General features: G+C 70.0%; 12 protein-coding genes and 1 pseudogene. 2 read left to right on the plus strand and 11 right to left on the minus strand.

Annotated features, from left to right (window positions below; all coding sequences use genetic code 11):
- Window positions 1-22: 22 nt before the first annotated feature.
- The 10 genes from LJB74_RS07790 to LJB74_RS07835 form a co-directional block, all read right to left on the minus strand.
- On the minus strand, window positions 23-1,030 hold the full coding sequence (locus tag LJB74_RS07790; RefSeq protein ID WP_259307992.1) for an ABC transporter substrate-binding protein: 1,008 nt from the start codon (window positions 1,028-1,030) through the stop codon (window positions 23-25).
- 272 nt (window positions 1,031-1,302) lie between these two features.
- Entirely contained in the window at window positions 1,303-2,484 is a 1,182-nt protein-coding gene (gene mmsB / locus LJB74_RS07795; protein ID WP_259307993.1) for a multiple monosaccharide ABC transporter permease, read from the minus strand.
- Between the two features lie 5 nt (window positions 2,485-2,489).
- Entirely contained in the window at window positions 2,490-4,022 is a 1,533-nt protein-coding gene (mmsA, locus tag LJB74_RS07800) for a multiple monosaccharide ABC transporter ATP-binding protein (protein WP_259307994.1), read from the minus strand.
- Window positions 4,023-4,113: 91 nt separating this feature from the next.
- Entirely contained in the window at window positions 4,114-5,253 is a 1,140-nt protein-coding gene (gene chvE, locus LJB74_RS07805) for a multiple monosaccharide ABC transporter substrate-binding protein (RefSeq protein ID WP_259307995.1), read from the minus strand.
- Between the two features lie 155 nt (window positions 5,254-5,408).
- Window positions 5,409-6,917, minus strand: a complete 1,509-nt coding sequence (gene araA / locus LJB74_RS07810; RefSeq protein ID WP_259307996.1) for an L-arabinose isomerase — start codon at window positions 6,915-6,917, stop codon at window positions 5,409-5,411.
- Window positions 6,914-7,633, minus strand: a complete 720-nt coding sequence (locus tag LJB74_RS07815; RefSeq protein WP_259307997.1) for an L-ribulose-5-phosphate 4-epimerase — start codon at window positions 7,631-7,633, stop codon at window positions 6,914-6,916. The genes araA and LJB74_RS07815 overlap by 4 nt, the downstream gene beginning before the upstream one ends.
- Window positions 7,633-9,363 (minus strand): ribulokinase, encoded by a 1,731-nt coding sequence (gene araB, locus LJB74_RS07820; RefSeq protein WP_259307998.1) that lies wholly within the window; start codon window positions 9,361-9,363, stop codon window positions 7,633-7,635. The genes LJB74_RS07815 and araB overlap by 1 nt, the downstream gene beginning before the upstream one ends.
- A 122-nt stretch (window positions 9,364-9,485) precedes the next feature.
- Entirely contained in the window at window positions 9,486-10,484 is a 999-nt protein-coding gene (locus LJB74_RS07825; RefSeq protein WP_259307999.1) for a LacI family DNA-binding transcriptional regulator, read from the minus strand.
- Between the two features lie 67 nt (window positions 10,485-10,551).
- On the minus strand, window positions 10,552-11,400 hold the full coding sequence (gene proC / locus LJB74_RS07830) for a pyrroline-5-carboxylate reductase (RefSeq protein ID WP_259308000.1): 849 nt from the start codon (window positions 11,398-11,400) through the stop codon (window positions 10,552-10,554).
- A gap of 158 nt (window positions 11,401-11,558) precedes the next feature.
- On the minus strand, window positions 11,559-12,173 hold the full coding sequence (locus LJB74_RS07835) for a hypothetical protein (RefSeq protein WP_259308001.1): 615 nt from the start codon (window positions 12,171-12,173) through the stop codon (window positions 11,559-11,561).
- Between the two features lie 444 nt (window positions 12,174-12,617).
- Here LJB74_RS07835 and radA point away from each other — a divergent pair, with 444 nt between their 5' ends.
- The gene (gene radA / locus LJB74_RS07840) at window positions 12,618-14,072 is read left to right on the plus strand and encodes a DNA repair protein RadA (RefSeq protein WP_259308002.1); all 1,455 of its coding nucleotides are present in this window, start codon (window positions 12,618-12,620) and stop codon (window positions 14,070-14,072) included.
- 9 nt (window positions 14,073-14,081) lie between these two features.
- A pseudogene (gene disA, locus LJB74_RS07845) lies at window positions 14,082-15,169 on the plus strand (DNA integrity scanning diadenylate cyclase DisA).
- 72 nt (window positions 15,170-15,241) lie between these two features.
- On the opposite strand, the gene LJB74_RS07850 reads toward disA, so the two are convergent.
- Window positions 15,242-15,832: a hypothetical protein gene (locus LJB74_RS07850; protein WP_259308003.1), complete on the minus strand. Its 591-nt coding sequence runs from the start codon at window positions 15,830-15,832 to the stop codon at window positions 15,242-15,244.
- Between the last annotated feature and the right edge of the window lie 45 nt (window positions 15,833-15,877).

Genomic DNA, 15,877 nt, shown 5'->3' on the forward strand with positions numbered 1-15,877 from the left:
ACAGAGCTGATGCTCCGGGCGCTCAGTACTTGCGGGTCGGGAGAGCCTCCTTGGCCTGCTCCTGCGTGAACGTGGTCTCCGTCGTGATGATCCGCTTCTCAGGGGTCTGGCCTGCCATGACCTGCTTCACGACGTCGGCCAGCTGCTGACCGAGCAACGGGGAGCACTCCGCGATGAAGTTGATCTTGCCGTCCGCCAGAGCCTGCATGCCGTCATGGACCGCGTCGACGGTGACGATCTTGATGTCCTTGCCCGGGACCTTGCCCGCAGCCTCGATGGCCTCGATCGCGCCGAGGCCCATGTCGTCGTTGTGCGCGAAGACCAGGTCGATGCTCGGGTTGGCCTGCAGGAAGCCCTCCATGACCGTCTTGCCCTCGGACCGCGTGAAGTTGCCGGTCTGCGACGCGATGATCTTGAGGTTCGAGTGGCTGGCGATCGCGTCCTTGAAGCCTGCCATGCGGTCGTTCGCCGGGGCAGAACCGGTGGTGCCCTGGAGCTCGACGATGTTCGTCGGCTTGTCACCGAACTCGGTGACGACCCAGTCGCCGGCCGCCTTCCCCTCCTTCACGAAGTCGGAGCCGAGGAACGTCACGTAGAGCGAGGTGTCCTTGGAGTCGACCGCGCGGTCGGTGAGCACGACGGGGATCTTGGCGGCCTTGGCCTCCTCGAGCACCGCGTCCCAGCCCGACTCGACGACGGGCGAGAACGCGATGACGTCGGCGCCCTGCGCGATGTAGGAGCGGATCGCCTGGATCTGGTTCTCCTGCTTCTGCTGCGCGTCGGAGAACTTCAGGTCGAAGCCGTTGGCCTTGGTGAGGGTCTCCTGGATGTCCTTGGTGTTGGCCGCCCGCCAGCCACTCTCGGAGCCGACCTGTGAGAAGCCGACAGTGATCAGCTTGCCGCTGCCCCCCTCGCTTCCCGATGTGCTGCCCGCTGTGGTGCCGCTGCTGCTGCAGGCAGCCAGAGCGAGGACAGAGGCAACGGCGACAGCTCCCGCTGCGTGACGGCGTGCATTCTTCCTGCTGAACATGCTCTCTCCTTTGAGATGCGCGCCCGGCAACGCCGCCGGGGTGTTCGCTGGTGATGCGCTGGTTGACCGGACCCCCCTCGATCGATCAATCCGATCGTCCACATGTTAGCGCTAACACCCACAGGTTCAACCTAGTTCCGTCACATTTGGGTCACAGATTGGGCACAGCGCACACAGGTCGGCGCACGTACTGACGCAACAATCGCGTCGGTACGTGCGCCGACCAGTGGGGGTACCCCGCGGTACCCGTTCGACGGTGACTCAGCAGCGCATCAGCGCGAGGCGCCCGCCCGCCGCTTGTTGTAGACGTCGAACGCGACGGCCAGCAGCAGGACGAGACCCTTGATGGCCTGCTGGTAGTCGATGCCGATGCCCATGATCGACATGCCGTTGTTCATGACACCCATGATCAGACCACCGACGATGGCGCCGATGACCGTGCCGACACCACCGGTGACGGCAGCGCCACCGATGAAGCAGGCGGCGATCGCGTCGAGCTCGAAGTTCTGGCCGGCCTTCGGGTTCGCCAGGTTGAGGCGTGCCGTGAACACGACGCCGGCGAGAGCCGCGAGCATCCCCATGTTGATGAAGATCCGGAAGTTGACCCACTTGACCTTGATGCCCGAGAGCGTCGCGGCGTTGAGGTTGCCACCGATCGAGTACACGTGGCGTCCGAAGACGCTGCGCTTGGTGACGGCGCTGTACGCGAAGATCAGCACGCCGAGGATGAGCAGCACGATCGGCAGGCCCTTGTAGCTCGCGAGCTCATAGGCGAATGCCATGACGACGGCGCCGACGACCACGATGCGGGCGACGAAGAACCCCATGCCCTCGACGGCCTGCTGGTACTGGATGCGCGCACGCCGGCTGCGGAACTGGCCGATGGCGAAGCCGACGATCGCGAGACCACCGAGCACGAGCGTGAACACGTCGATCCCGTTGCCACCCAAGACCCCGTTGAGATAGCCGGACGCGATGTTGCGGAAGGCGTCCGGGAACGGGGAGATCTGGGTGTTGCCGAGCGTGACCATGGTCGCGCCGCGGAAGATCAGCATGCCGGCCAGCGTGACGATGAACGCCGGGATGCCGACGAACGCGACCCAGTAGCCCTGCCACACCCCGACAAGGGCGCCGGTGGCGAGCGCGGCGATCAGACCCACCCACCAGGGAAGACCCATGCGGACGGTGAAGACACCGGACACCGCACCCGTGAAGCCGACGACCGACCCGACCGAAAGGTCGATGTGCCCGGCGATGATGACGATCACCATGCCGATCGCCAGGATGAGGATGTAGGAGTTCTGAACCACGATGTTCGTCACGTTCTGCGGCGTCAGGAGGATGCCGTCCGTGAGGAAGTAGAACAGCACGACGATCGCCACGAAAGCGAGGTAGATGCCGCTCTGGCGGATGTTCTTGGTGAAGACGTCCTTCACCGACTCGAGGGCGCCCATCAGGCTCAGTCCTTTACCTTGGTCATGTACTGCATGAGTTTCTCCTGGGTCGCCTCGTCGCGCGGGACCTCGCCCGTGATCCGGCCGGCGCTCATCGCGTAGATCCGGTCGCAGACGCCGAGCAGCTCAGGCAGCTCGGACGAGATGAACAGCACCGCCTTCCCGGCGTCGGCCAGGCGGTTGATGATCGTGTAGATCTCGTACTTGGCGCCGACGTCGATACCGCGCGTCGGCTCGTCGAGGATCAGCACATCCGGGTCGGCGTAGATCCACTTGCTCAGCACGACCTTCTGCTGGTTACCACCGGACAGCTTCCCCGCGAGCGCGAGCACCGACGGGGTCTTGATGTTCATGCTGACCCGGTACTCCTGCGCGATCTTCGTCTCTTCGTTGTCGTTGACCCAGCCACGCTTCGAGAGCTTGTGCAGGGACGCGACCGAGATGTTGCGCTTGATGTCCTCGATCAGGTTGAGGCCGTACCGCTTGCGGTCCTCGGTCGCGTACGCGATGCCGTGCTCGATCGCGTCCGAGATCGTCCGCAGGTGGATCTCCTCGCCGTTCTTGAAGACCCGACCGGAGATGCCCGACCCGTACGATCGGCCGAACACGCTCATCGCGAGCTCGGTGCGGCCCGCACCCATGAGACCGGCCAGTCCGACGATCTCGCCGCGCCGCACCATGAGGTTCGCGCCGTCGACGACCTTGCGCTCGTGCTGGATCTGGTGGTGGACGGTCCAGTCCTCGATCCGCAGGACCTCCTCGCCGATGCTCGACGTGTGATGCTCGGGGAACCGGTGCTCGAGGTCACGTCCGACCATCCCGCGGATGATCCGTTCCTCGGTGACCGCGTCCTTCTTCATGTCGAGGGTCTCGATCGTCAGACCGTCCCGGATGATCGTCGTGGAGTCGGCGATCTCGGCGATCTCGTTGAGCTTGTGGGAGATCATGATCGAGGTGATGCCCTGCTCCTTGAGGTGGCGCAGGAGGTTCAGCAGGTGCTCGGAGTCGTCGTCGTTCAGCGCGGACGTGGGCTCGTCGAGGATGAGCAGCTTGACGCGCTTGGACAGCGCCTTGGCGATCTCCACGAGCTGCTGCTTGCCGACACCGATGTCGGCGATCCGGGTGGCAGGGTTCTCGTCCAGACCGACGCGTGCGAGCAGCTTCGACGCCTCGGCGTTGGTCTTGTTCCAGTCGATGAAGCCCCGCTTCGAGACCTCGTTGCCCATGAAGATGTTCTCGGCGATCGACAGGAGCGGCGTGAGGGCGAGCTCCTGGTGGATGATGACGATCCCGCGGTCCTCGCTCGCCCGGATGTCGGCGAACTCGCAGACCTCTCCTTCGAAGTAGATCTCGCCGTCGTAGGTGCCGTGCGGGTAGACCCCGGAGAGCACCTTCATCAGCGTGGACTTGCCGGCGCCGTTCTCCCCGCAGATCGCGTGGATCTCACCGCGTTCGACGGAGAGGCTGACGTCCTGCAGGGCCTTCACGCCGGGGAATGTCTTGGTGATGCTGCGCATCTCCAGGATGGTGTTGCTCATGTCCCAGCCGTCCTCGGTAGTTCGGAGTGGTGCCCTGCCGGCAGGCTCCCTGCCGGCAGGGCACCACGGAGCGAGTGGACCTCGGTGAGGATCAGGCCAGGTCGGCTGCGGTGTAGTAGCCGCCGTCGATCAGGATCTTCTTGTAGTTGTCCTTCGTCACGATCTGGGACTCGAGCAGGTAGGACGGGACGACCTTGACGCCGTTGTCGTACGTGGTGGTGTCGTTCGTCTCCGGCGTCTTGCCCTTGAGGATCGCGTCGGTCATGGCGACCGTCACCTTGGCGAGCTCACGGGTGTCCTTGTAGATCGTCGAGTACTGCTCGTCGGCGATGATCGACTTGACCGACGCCGCCTCGGCGTCCTGGCCGGTCACGATCGGGTACGGCTGGTTGGCCGTGCCGTAGCCGACACCCTTGAGGGCGCCGAGGATGCCGATCGACAGACCGTCGTACGGGGAGAGCACGCCCGCGACCTTGGAGCCGTCGGCGTAGGTCGAGGTCAGCAGGTTCTCCATGCGGGACTGGGCGGTCGCCGGGTCCCACCGCAGCGTCGCGACCTTGTCGAAGTCCGTCTGGCCGCTCTTGACGACGAGGACGCCCTTGTCGATGTACGGCTGCAGGATGCTCATCGCGCCCTTGAAGAAGAACGTCGCGTTGTTGTCGTCCGGCGAGCCGGCGAAGAGCTCGATGTTGAGCGGGCCCGTGAGACCGGTGTCCTTGCCGTCGGCGTCGAGGACCTTGAGGCCCGTCAGCAGCGAGGTGGCCTGCTGCACGCCGACCTTGAAGTTGTCGAAGGTCGTGTAGTAGTCGACGTTCGGCGAGTTCCGGATCAGGCGGTCGTACGCGATGACCGGGATGCCGTTGGACTTGGCCTGCTCGAGCTGGCTCGTGAGCGCCGTGCCGTCGATCGACGCGATGATCAGGAGCTTCTCGCCCTTGGTGATCATGGTGTCGATCTGGTTCACCTGGGTCGGGATGTCGTCCTCGGCGTACTGCAGGTCGACCTTGTAGCCGAGCGCCTCGAGCTGGGTCTTGACGTTGTTGCCGTCAGCGATCCACCGCTCCGACGACTTGGTGGGCATGGCCACACCGACCGTGATGTCACCGGCCGGGACGGCCTTGGTGCCGGAGCTCGTCTCGGCCGTGGTTCCTGCGCCACCACCGCTGCAGGCCGCCATGGCCAGCGTGAGGGTGATGGCTGCCGCGGCTGCGGCGACGTTCTTGATGCGCATGGTTTCTCCTCGTTGAGATGCAGGTCCGGCTGCGTCGCCGGGATCGTGCGGTGGTGCTGCGCTGCGTGAACCCCCGCCGGGGGTTCGTTCAATAAGTGAATGTTAGCGCTCACATCGGCTCTGTCACGCGATCTGAGGTCACATTTGCGTCACATTCAGATACCGGCTGCGAGACGGAAGTACGCCGAGTTCCACCGGATCTCGTCACGGAACCGACGACGCGTCGTGTCCTCGTCGATCACCAGCAGCTCGGTGCGCGCGATGTCCGCGAAGTCCTCGAAGACGTCGATCCCGACGGCCGTCGACAGCACCGTGTGATGCGCACCTCCCGCCGTCAACCACGCCTCCGCCGAGGTGGCGAAGTCCGGCCGGGGCTTCCACACCGCGCGTGCGACCGGCAGGCGCGGCAGGTCTTCGTCCGGCGCCACGATGTCGACCACGTTGGCCGTCAGGCGGAACCGGTCGCGCATGTCCGACAGCGCCACGACGACACCGGGGCCGGCATCGGTGTCGAAGACGAGCCGGACCGGGTCCTCGCGTCCGCCGATGCCCAGCGGGTGCACCTCGAGCGACGGCCTGGCCGTCGTCAGGGACGGGCAGATCTCGAGCATGTGCGCGCCGAGGATCTTCTCGTCGCCCGGCACGAGGTCGTAGGTGTAGTCCTCCATGAGCGAGGCACCACCGGGCAGACCGGCACCCATGACCTTGGCGGCGCGGACGAGGACGGCCGTCTTCCAGTCGCCCTCGGCACCGAAGCCGAAGCCCTTCGCCATGAGCCGCTGGACAGCGAGGCCCGGGAGCTGGCGCAGCGCGCCGAGGTCCTCGAAGTTCGTCGTGAACGCGGTCGCCCCGAGGTCGCCGAGGAGCTGGAGGAGAGCGAGCTCCTGCCGGGCGCCGTACCGCAGCGACTCGTGCCGGTCGCCACCCTTGCGGAGCTCGGGGGCGACGTCGTAGAGGTCCTCGTACTCCGCCACGAGCGGGTCGACGTCGCTGTCCGGCACGTCGGCGACGGCAGCCACCAGGTCGTTGACCCCCCAGGTGTTCACCGACACCCCGAACCTCAGCTCCGCCTCGGTCTTGTCCCCCTCGGTGACGGCGACGTTGCGCATGTTGTCGCCGAAGCGCGCGAGCTTGAGCTCGTGGGTCGCCGCCCAGGCCGCAGCCGCGCGGACCCAGGTGCCGATCGACGTGGTCACCGCCGGGTTCGACACGTGCCCGACGACCGTCTTGCGCGCGACGCCGAGCCGGGTCTGGATGTACCCGAACTCGCGGTCGCCGTGCGCGGCCTGGTTGAGGTTCATGAAGTCCATGTCGATCGTCGACCACGGCAGGTCGACGTTCGCCTGGGTGTGCAGGTGGAGCAGCGGCGTGCGGAGCGCGTCGAGACCGGCGATCCACATCTTGGCGGGCGAGAACGTGTGCATCCACGCGATCACGCCGATCACCGCGTCGTCGGAGTTGGCGTCGAGCGCCGCACGCCGGATCGACGCCGAGTCCTTGAGCACGGGCTTCCAGACGATGCGCACCGGGACGTCGGACGAGGCGTCCAGCGTGCGGGCGATCTCCTGCGACTGCGCGGCGACCTGCCGGAGGGTGTCCTCGCCGTACAGGTCCTGGCTGCCGGTGAGGAACCAGACCTCGCGGTCGGCGTACGGCTTGGTCATGACGGGTCCTCCTGGTCGGTGGTGGCGGCCGATGCCTGGCCGTAGACGTTCTGGTAGCGGTCGTACAGCGAGTCGATGTGGACCTGGTCGATCGGGAGCGGCTCGCCGAGCTGGCGCGAGATGTGCACCGTCCGTGCGACCTCCTCGACCATCACCGCCGCCTTGACCGCGTCGGTCCCGTCCTTGCCGATCGTGAACGGCCCGTGGTTGCGCATGAGCACGGCGCGGCTGCGGGAGCCGCGCAGGGTCTCGACGATGCCCTGGCCGATCGAGTCGTCCCCGATCAGCGCGAACGGTCCGATCGGGATGTCCCCACCGAACTCGTCGGCCATCATCGTGAGCACGCACGGCACCGGTTCGCCCCGGGCGGCCCAGGCGGTCGCGTACGTCGAGTGGGTGTGGACCACGCCGCCGACCTCGGGCATGTGCCGGTAGACGTACGCGTGGGCGGCGGTGTCCGACGACGGCGACCGGTCGCCGTCCACGAGGTTCCCGTCCAGGTCGCAGACGACCATCGACTCCGCGGTGAGCGCGTCGTACGTCACCCCGGACGGTTTGATCACGAAGAGGTCCGCACCGCGCAGCCGCTGCGAGACGTTGCCCGCCGTCCACACCACGAGGCCCCACCGTGGGAGCTCGCCGTGCAGCCGCGCGACGATCTCGCGAACGCTCGCGATCTCGGCCTGGACCGCCGGGGAGAACTGGTCGAGTGCCATCAGGCCTGCACCCCCGCTCCGGCGCGCGCGTCCCGGCGGATCGCCTTGAGCCGATGCATGACGCCGTTCGAGCCCGGACGGTCGAGCCGACCGAAGTAGTCGTGCAGCAGCGTGTACTCGGCGAACAGCGCGTCGTACCGCACCGAGTTCTCCTCGATGGGCGTGTAGGCCGCCGCCGTGCGCTTCCCCATCACGCGGGCGGCCGCGCGGACGTCGGGGTAGGCGCCGGCGGCGACGGCTGCGTGGATCGCCGAACCGAGCGCGGGGCCCTGGTCCGAGGCGATCGTGCTGAGCGGGAGGCGGGTGACGTCGGCATAGATCTGCATCAGCAGGGCGTTCTTGAGCAGCCCGCCGGCCACCACGAGCTCGGTGACCGGGACGCCCGACGCGACGAACGACTCGACGATCGTGCGGGTGCCGAACGCCGTCGCCTCCAGGAGCGCCCGGTAGGTGTCCTCGGGCTTCGTGGCGAGCGTCTGCCCGACGACGAGGCCCGAGAGCTCGTGGTCCACGAGCACCGAGCGGTTGCCCGAGTGCCAGTCGAGCGCGACCAGCCCGTGCTCACCGATCGCCTGCTGCGCGGCCAGCTCGGTCAGGTACTCGTGCACCGAGAGGCCTCGCGCTGCGGCCGCGTCGACGTAGGACGGCGGGACGCACGTGTCGACGAACCAGCCGAAGATGTCGCCCACGCCGCTCTGCCCGGCCTCGTAGCCCCACAGCTGGTCGACGATCCCGCCGTCGACCGCGCCGCACATCCCGGGTACCTCGTGCAGCTCGGGCCCGTTCATCACGTGGCACGTCGAGGTCCCCATGATCGCCGTCATCTGCCCTGGTTCGACCGCGTTCGCGGCCGGCGCGGTGACGTGCGCGTCGACGTTCCCGACCGCGACCGCGATGCCCTCGGGGAGACCCGTCCACGCCGCGGCCTCGGCGGTGAGCCTGCCGGCTGCGCTGCCGAGCGCGCCGATCTCGTGCTCGACCTTGGTGCTCACGAAGTCCGCGAACTCGGGGTTGAGCGCCGCGAGGAACTCGCTGCTCGGGTAGTGGCCGTCCTGGTAGATCCCCTTGTAGCCCGCGGTGCAGGCGTTGCGCACGTAGGTGCCGCTGAGGCGCCAGACGATCCAGTCCGCGGCCTCGACCCAGTGATCGATCGCGCGGTACACCTCGGGGTCCTCCTCGAGGACCTGCAACCCCTTGGCGAACTCCCACTCGCTCGAGATCAGGCCGCCGTAGCGGGTGATCCACTCCTCGCCGCGCGCATGGGCGAGCGTGTTGATGCGATCCGCGTGCCCCTGGGCGGCGTGGTGCTTCCAGAGCTTGACGTAGGCGTGCGGTCGGTCGGCGAACTCCGGCAGCTCGTTGAGCGGCGTGCCGTCCTCGGTGGTCGGCACCATCGTGCAGGCCGTGAAGTCCGTGCCGATGCCGATGACGTCCGACGGGTCGATGCCGTGGTCACGTCGGGCCGCCTCGAGCGCGGCCGGCACCGCGACCTTGAGCACGTCGACGTAGTCCTGCGGCACCTGGAGCGCCCAGTCGGGCGCGAGCCTGACCGGTGAGGAGGTCTCGGAGGCAGGACCGGCCGTGAGCGTGTGGTCCATCACGGCGTGCGGGTACGCATGCACCCCCGACCCGAGCTCCGCACCGTCGGACACCCGGACGACCACCGCCCGACCCGACAGGGTGCCGTAGTCGACACCGACGACCAGCGCGCGATCAGGGTTCACCGTCATCGGTGCCACTCCGCTCCATGACCTGGGTCACGGTGCGCCTGCCGCCACGGGCGGCGCACCGGCCGCGGCGGACGCCTGCGACCGATGTTCATGTTAGCGCTAACATCGCGCGTGTCAAGTGCTCAGCGACCACGTCCGACAGGCACGGGACCGGTGCTCGACCGCACCACCAGATGCGGCACCACCGGCGTGTGGTCGAGCTCTTCGTTGGCCATCGCCGAGTGCAGCATCTCCAGGCAACGGCGCCCGAGCGCGGTGAAGTCCTGCCGCACCGTCGTCAGCGGCGGGATGAAGTGCGCCGACCCCATGATGTCGTCGAAGCCGACGACCGAGACGTCCCCCGGGACCGAGACGCCGGCCTCGTGGAACGCCCGCAGGAGACCGAGGGCGAGCTGGTCGTTCGCCGCGAACACCGCCGTCGGCGCACCGCGTTCGACCAGCGCCTGGCCGACGAGGTACCCGCAGTCGGCGCCCCAGTCGCCCTGGATCAGCTCACCCTCCGGCGCACCCGCGGCGTGGAGCTCGGCACGCCAGCCCTCGACGCGCGCCCGTGCGTCGAGCCAGTCCTGGGGACCCGCCAGATGCGTGACCGTCCGGTGGCCCAGGTCCAGGAGATGACGCGTCGCGAGCCGGGCGCCGAGCTCCTGGTCGACGCTCATGGTGTGCACGCCGAGGCCCTCCGCGAATCCGGCGGCGATCGTCACGAGCGGGACCTCGTCGACGTAGGGCGCGAGCGCGTCCCGCACCTCGGCGTGCGGCGCGATCACGATCACGCCCTCGACCGACTGCGAGAGGAAGTGCTCGACGGCGCGTGAGACGCCGTCCTGGTCGAACACCGCCAGGGTCGCGACGCTCACGAAGTACCCGTACTCGCGCGCGGCCTCCTCGACGGCGATCAAGGTCGACGACGGACCGAAGTACGGCGACCCCGTGGTCATGACCCCGATCGTCCCCGAGCGCCGGGTGACCAGCGCGCGTGCGGCGGTGTTCCGGCGATAGCCGAGCTCGGCGATCGCCGCGAGCACCCGGTCCCGGGTCTCCGGGCGGACGCTCGGGTGGTCGTTGAGGACGCGCGAGACCGTCTGGTGCGACACCCCGGCGCGCGCCGCGACATCACTCATCGCCGGCGGACGCGGGCGACCCGGTGCCGCGACAGGGACGCCTTGCCTGCCGGGACTCAGCGGCATCTCAGCCCCTCGGGGTCGCGACGGCGTCGGCCGCGACCTCGCGGGACCTGTCGTACGCGGCCTCGGCCGCCGCGAGCACGGCCGCACGCACACCGTGGGCATCGAGCTGCCGCAGGGCCGCGACCGTCGTACCCCCGGGTGAGGACACCCGCTCCCGCAGCACGACGGGGTGCTCGCCGGTCCGGTCGAGCATGGTCGCTGCTCCCAGGAAGGTCGCGACCGCGAGCTCGCGTGCGCGGTCCCGCGTGAGCCCGAGCAGCACGCCGGCCTCCGCGAGCGCGTCGACCAGGTAGAAGACGTAGGCAGGGCCGGAGCCCGAGATCGCCGTGACCGCGTCGAGGTCCTTCTCCGCGACCCGCACCACGAGGCCGGTGCCGGCCAGGAGACGCTCGGTCAGCCCCAGGTGCTCGTCCGTCGCGTGGCTGCCCGCGCTGATGGCGCTCGCACCCATCCCGATCACCGCCGGCGTGTTCGGCATGACGCGGACGACGGGCGTCCCGGCGGGCAGCCGGTCCTCGTAGAACGAGCACGGCAGTCCCGCCGCGACGCTCACCACCAGCGCACCGGCCCGGAGCCGGGGGGCGATCTCGACGAGCACCGCACCGACGTCCTTGGGCTTGAGGGCGACCAGGACGACGTCGGCGCGCGAGACCGTCGTCGGGCCGTCGTCGGCCGCGCGCACCCCGTACCGCTCGGAGATCTCGTTCGCGCGGACCGCGCTCGGCTCGGTGACCGCGACCTCGTCGATGTCCCAGCCCGCGGACAGGATGCCGGCGAGGATGGCCTCGCCCATCACGCCCCCGCCCAGGATCGCGACCTTCGGCCTGCTCTCGAACCGACCCTCACCCATGCTGTGCCCTCGTGTCCGTCGTCCCGCCCGTGGGACGGAGCGTATCGAGCCGCCACGGTGTTCCGTGCGGCCTTGGTGCGCCGGTACCCCGGACGGGCCTGCGGTGGAGACCGCTCACGTCCGCGGGACGGCGCCGCGACCCGGTCGTCCCGACGCGGTCAGAGCGGGAACGCCGCGTAGAGATCGGCCAGCTCGGACGCGGGCCCGCTCGCCTCGAAGAGCGTCGTGCCGTTGGACCACACGACGGTTCCCGCACCGTCGGCCTGGGGCACGATCGTCCACGTCCCGACCGTCACCCCACCGACGGTCACGTCACCGGTGCTGGTCGCGGGTCCCACGGCCGTCGTCGAGCCCGCGGTCGCTGTCGAGCCCGCGGTCGGCGATCCGGCCGCCGCGGTGAGCTGGCCGGTGAGCGTGGTCTGGTACGCGGTGACCTCCGCCGCCGTCCGCCACTGACCCGCACGTACCGTGACCGTCCCCGACCCGCCGTCGGTGTACGTGACGTCGTAGGCCTCGAGCGCCCCGGCCGTGCGCCACGCCTCGTCGGGCGCGACCGACGCCCAGGCGTACTGGAGCACCGAGCTCGGCAGCGCGTCGAGGAACGCGCTGCCCTTCTCCCGGGCCGCCGGGGCGACCGTCGGGGTCGGCGACGGCAGCTGCGTCGTGCTGGTGACCGTCGCGGACGGGGTGCTGCTGCGGTTCATGGTCAGCACGAGCGCCGTCACGGCCCCACCGAGCACGAGCACCCCGACGACGATCCCGACGATCACCAAGGTGCGACGACGGTTCGACCCCGACGCGCCCGACCGGGGCCCGGTGCCCGACGGCGGCACGACCGGCGGGGGGGACCGACGCAGACGTCCCCCCGGGCGTCGGCGGAACACCCGGGAACAACGCGGGTCCGGACCCGGCGCCCGGCTGAGGGGCAGGTCCTGACTGAGGGGCAGGTCCTGACTGAGGGGCGGGACCCGGCTGGGGACCGGGGCCGGGCTGCGACGCACCACCGGAGACGGGGTCGAAGGGCCAGCCGCCGCGCGCCGGGCCACCTGTCGAGCTGTCGGTCATCCACGCCTCCCTGCCGCACCTGCGGGTCGGTTCCTCGTCGAAGCCTACGCACCGCCGTCGATCCTGCGGCTCATCCGGCCGGCGCGGGTCCCCTCCGGACCTCGCACCGGGCCAGCGCACCCGTGTGGGTGCCGACGGATACCGTTCCCGACGTGACGTCTCCTGCCACCACCAAGCAGTCCCCCGCGCGCTCCGCCACGGCACGCCGAGCCGAACGTCCGGCGTACCGCTGCGTCGAGTGCGGATGGACCGCGGCGAAGTGGGTCGGCCGGTGCGGCGAGTGCCAGGCCTGGGGCAGCGTCGCGGAGGACGTCGGTCCGGGCGGTGGAGCGCCCCGGACCGTCGCCCAGCTCCCGACCCGGGCACCGGCCCGGGCGATCGGCGAGATCGACGTCGAGGCGAGCCGCGCCCGCGCGACCGGGATCGCCGAGCTCGACCGCGTGCTCGGGGGTGGCCTCGTCCCCGGAGCCGTCATCCTCCTGGCGGGCGAGCCCGGTGTCGGCAAGTCGACGCTCCTTCTCGACGTCGCGGCGCGGGTCGCCCGTACGAGCCGTCGCGACGACCCCGCTGCGCGCGTGCTGTACGTGACCGGGGAGGAGTCGACCGGGCAGGTGCGTCTGCGCGCCGAGCGGGTCGAGGCGCTCGACCCCGGGCTGTACCTCGCCGCGGAGACGGACCTCGCGACCGTCCTCGGGCACGTCGAGCAGGTGGACCCGGTGCTGCTGGTGCTGGACTCGGTGCAGACGATCGCCTCGGCGCAGGTCGACGGGAGCCCCGGTGGCGTCAGCCAGGTGCGTGAGGTCGCCGCCGCGCTCATCGCGACGGCGAAGGAGCGGGACCTCCCGGTGGTCCTCGTCGGTCACGTCACCAAGGACGGCAGCGTCGCGGGGCCACGCACGCTCGAGCACCTCGTCGACGTCGTGTGCCAGTTCGAGGGGGACCGCCACTCGCGGCTGCGCATGCTGCGCGCGGTCAAGAACCGCTACGGCCCCACCGACGAGGTCGGCTGCTTCGACCTCTCGGAGACCGGCATCGTCGGCGTCGCGGACCCGAGCGGGCTGTTCCTCTCGCACGCACCGACGCAGGTGCCCGGCACGTGCGTGACGATCACGCTCGAGGGACGCCGCCCGCTCGCGGCCGAGGTGCAGGCTCTGGTCGCACCTTCGGCGCTCTCGAACCCGCGACGGACCACCAGTGGCGTCGACTCGAGCCGGCTCGCCATGGTGCTCGCGGTGCTCCAGCGACGCGTCGGGGTGCGCCTCGCCGACCAGGACGTCTACGTGTCGACCGTCGGCGGCGCTCGCGTGATCGAGCCGGCCGCCGACCTGGCGATCGCGATGGCCACCGTCAGCGCCGGCCAGAACCTCCCGCTCGCCCCCGGCCTGATCGCCCTCGGCGAGGTCGGGCTCGCGGGAGAGATCCGTCAGGTCGCCGGGGTCGGGCGTCGACTCTCCGAGGCGGCACGCTGGGGGTTCACCCGCGCGGTCGTCCCCGTGGGCTCCCTCCCGAGCGGTACCGGACCCGACGGCATGCAGGTGCTCGAGGTCGAGGATCTCGCCCAGGCCATGGCCGCCTGCGTCCGCCCTCGATCTGCGCGCGACGCGTAGGATTCGGGCGTGGCCACGCTCCCCTTCTCGCCCGATGACCTGCTGCGCACCACGCTCGCAGCCGTCGCGCCGGGAGGTGCGCTCCGAGACGGGCTCGAACGGATCCTGCGCGGGCGGACCGGTGCGCTGATCGTCCTGGGTCATGACGAGACCGTCGAGCAGATCTGCTCCGGTGGGTTCGTCCTCGACGTCGAGTTCTCGTCGACCCGGCTTCGCGAGCTCGCGAAGATGGACGGCGCGATCGTCGTCGACCAAGGCGTGACCCGGATCCTGCGCGCCGCCGTGCAGCTGCTGCCCGACCCCTCGATCGAGACTTCCGAGTCGGGCACGAGGCACCGCACCGCCGAGCGCGTCGCGAAGCAGACGGGCTACCCGGTCATCTCGGTGAGCCAGTCCATGCGCATCGTCGCCCTGTACGTGGGCGGCACCCGCTACGTGCTCGAGGACACGGACTCGATCCTGTCCCGGGCCAACCAGGCCCTCGCGACGCTCGAGCGCTACCGGTCACGTCTCGACGAGGTCGCCGGCACGCTGTCCGCGCTGGAGATCGAGGACCTCGTGACGGTGCGGGACGTCACGGCCGTGGTCCAGCGCCTCGACATGGTGCGACGCATCTCCGAGGAGATCGCCGGCTACGTGATCGAGCTCGGGTCCGACGGCCGGCTGCTCGCGCTGCAGCTCGACGAGCTCACCGGCGGGGTGGACTCGGACCGCGAGCTCGTGATCCGCGACTACGTCGAGTCGGCGCGCAACAGCCGCGAGGACGCCGCCGCCGTTCAGGCCGCCCTCGGCGACCTGGACGCGACCGAGCTCCTCGACCTCGCGCACATCGCCATGGTCCTGGGCCTGCCCGGAGGCGGCGACGCTCTCGACGCTGCCGTCGGTCCGCGTGGGTACCGGCTGCTGTCCCGGGTCCCCCGGATCCCCCGATGATCGTCGACCGGCTCGTCGGGCACTTCGGTGGCCTGCAGAAGCTCCTGGCGGCCGGGGTCGACGAGCTCATGGCCGTCGACGGCGTCGGCGAGCAGCGCGCCCGCGCCGTCCGGGAAGGACTCTCCCGCCTCGCGGAGTCGTCGATCCTCGAACGGTACGTGTAGCCCCGAGGCAGATCCCGGGTGCACCGCGGCCGGTCGGCCTCGCGGCGCGGGCCCGGCACCGCACCGCTCCGACTACTTGAGGATCATCACCAACGGCGAGCTCGTCTTGCCGGCCAGGCTGGCGGTCACCTGGTAGGTACCCGGTCGCGGCGTCGGCAGCCCGGTCGGGCAGCCCGTGGCCGACCGGACCCGGTCCCACGGCACCGCCGCCACGTACGGCTGCCCGGCGGTGAGGAGAAGGAGCTTCTTGGCCGCTGCCGGGTCGGGGCAGTCCGCGCTGGACCAGATCCGGTCCGCCCCGGAGGTGATCAGCACCTCGCGCGCGGCATCCCCCGCGTCGAGGGTGCACGGCTCGGTCCCGGTATTGGTCACGGTGACGGTGAACGTCGGGTTCACCCCCGCCCCGTACGTGGTCGCGTCCGCCGTGACCGCCAGGCCGACCGACGAGGCCGGGCAGGGCTGGGGCGTCCCGGTCGTGGGCCCTGCCGAGGTCGACGTCACCGTGGGTCTGACGCTCGCCCCGGGCTTGTCGGCCGCCCCGGCGAGCCGGACGAGCGTGACGACCGCCGCGACCACGGCGACCAGCACGACGGCCACCACGATCCGACGCGTCCAGTAGACGCGCGACGGGCGGGGACCGACGGGGTGCAGGATGTTGCTCATCACCCCTCCAGGAGTGGGTCGGGACGACCCGCCGTCGGTCGACGG

It is taken from the genome of Cellulomonas sp. P24 (assembly GCF_024704385.1).
GTDB lineage: Bacteria > Actinomycetota > Actinomycetes > Actinomycetales > Cellulomonadaceae > JAJDFX01.

What these genes read in the sequence shown, in the direction of transcription:
- araB (WP_259307998.1), bottom strand. Translation starts at nt 9,363, where the DNA reads ATGACGGTGAACCCTGATCGCGCGCTGGTCGTCGGTGTCGACTACGGC.
- proC (WP_259308000.1), bottom strand. Translation starts at nt 11,400, where the DNA reads ATGGGTGAGGGTCGGTTCGAGAGCAGGCCGAAGGTCGCGATCCTGGGC.
- chvE (WP_259307995.1), bottom strand. Translation starts at nt 5,253, where the DNA reads ATGCGCATCAAGAACGTCGCCGCAGCCGCGGCAGCCATCACCCTCACG.
- LJB74_RS07815 (WP_259307997.1), bottom strand. Translation starts at nt 7,633, where the DNA reads ATGGCACTCGACCAGTTCTCCCCGGCGGTCCAGGCCGAGATCGCGAGC.
- mmsA (WP_259307994.1), bottom strand. Translation starts at nt 4,022, where the DNA reads ATGAGCAACACCATCCTGGAGATGCGCAGCATCACCAAGACATTCCCC.
- LJB74_RS07790 (WP_259307992.1), bottom strand. Translation starts at nt 1,030, where the DNA reads ATGTTCAGCAGGAAGAATGCACGCCGTCACGCAGCGGGAGCTGTCGCC.
- mmsB (WP_259307993.1), bottom strand. Translation starts at nt 2,484, where the DNA reads ATGGGCGCCCTCGAGTCGGTGAAGGACGTCTTCACCAAGAACATCCGC.
- araA (WP_259307996.1), bottom strand. Translation starts at nt 6,917, where the DNA reads ATGACCAAGCCGTACGCCGACCGCGAGGTCTGGTTCCTCACCGGCAGC.
- LJB74_RS07850 (WP_259308003.1), bottom strand. Translation starts at nt 15,832, where the DNA reads ATGAGCAACATCCTGCACCCCGTCGGTCCCCGCCCGTCGCGCGTCTAC.
- LJB74_RS07825 (WP_259307999.1), bottom strand. Translation starts at nt 10,484, where the DNA reads ATGAGTGATGTCGCGGCGCGCGCCGGGGTGTCGCACCAGACGGTCTCG.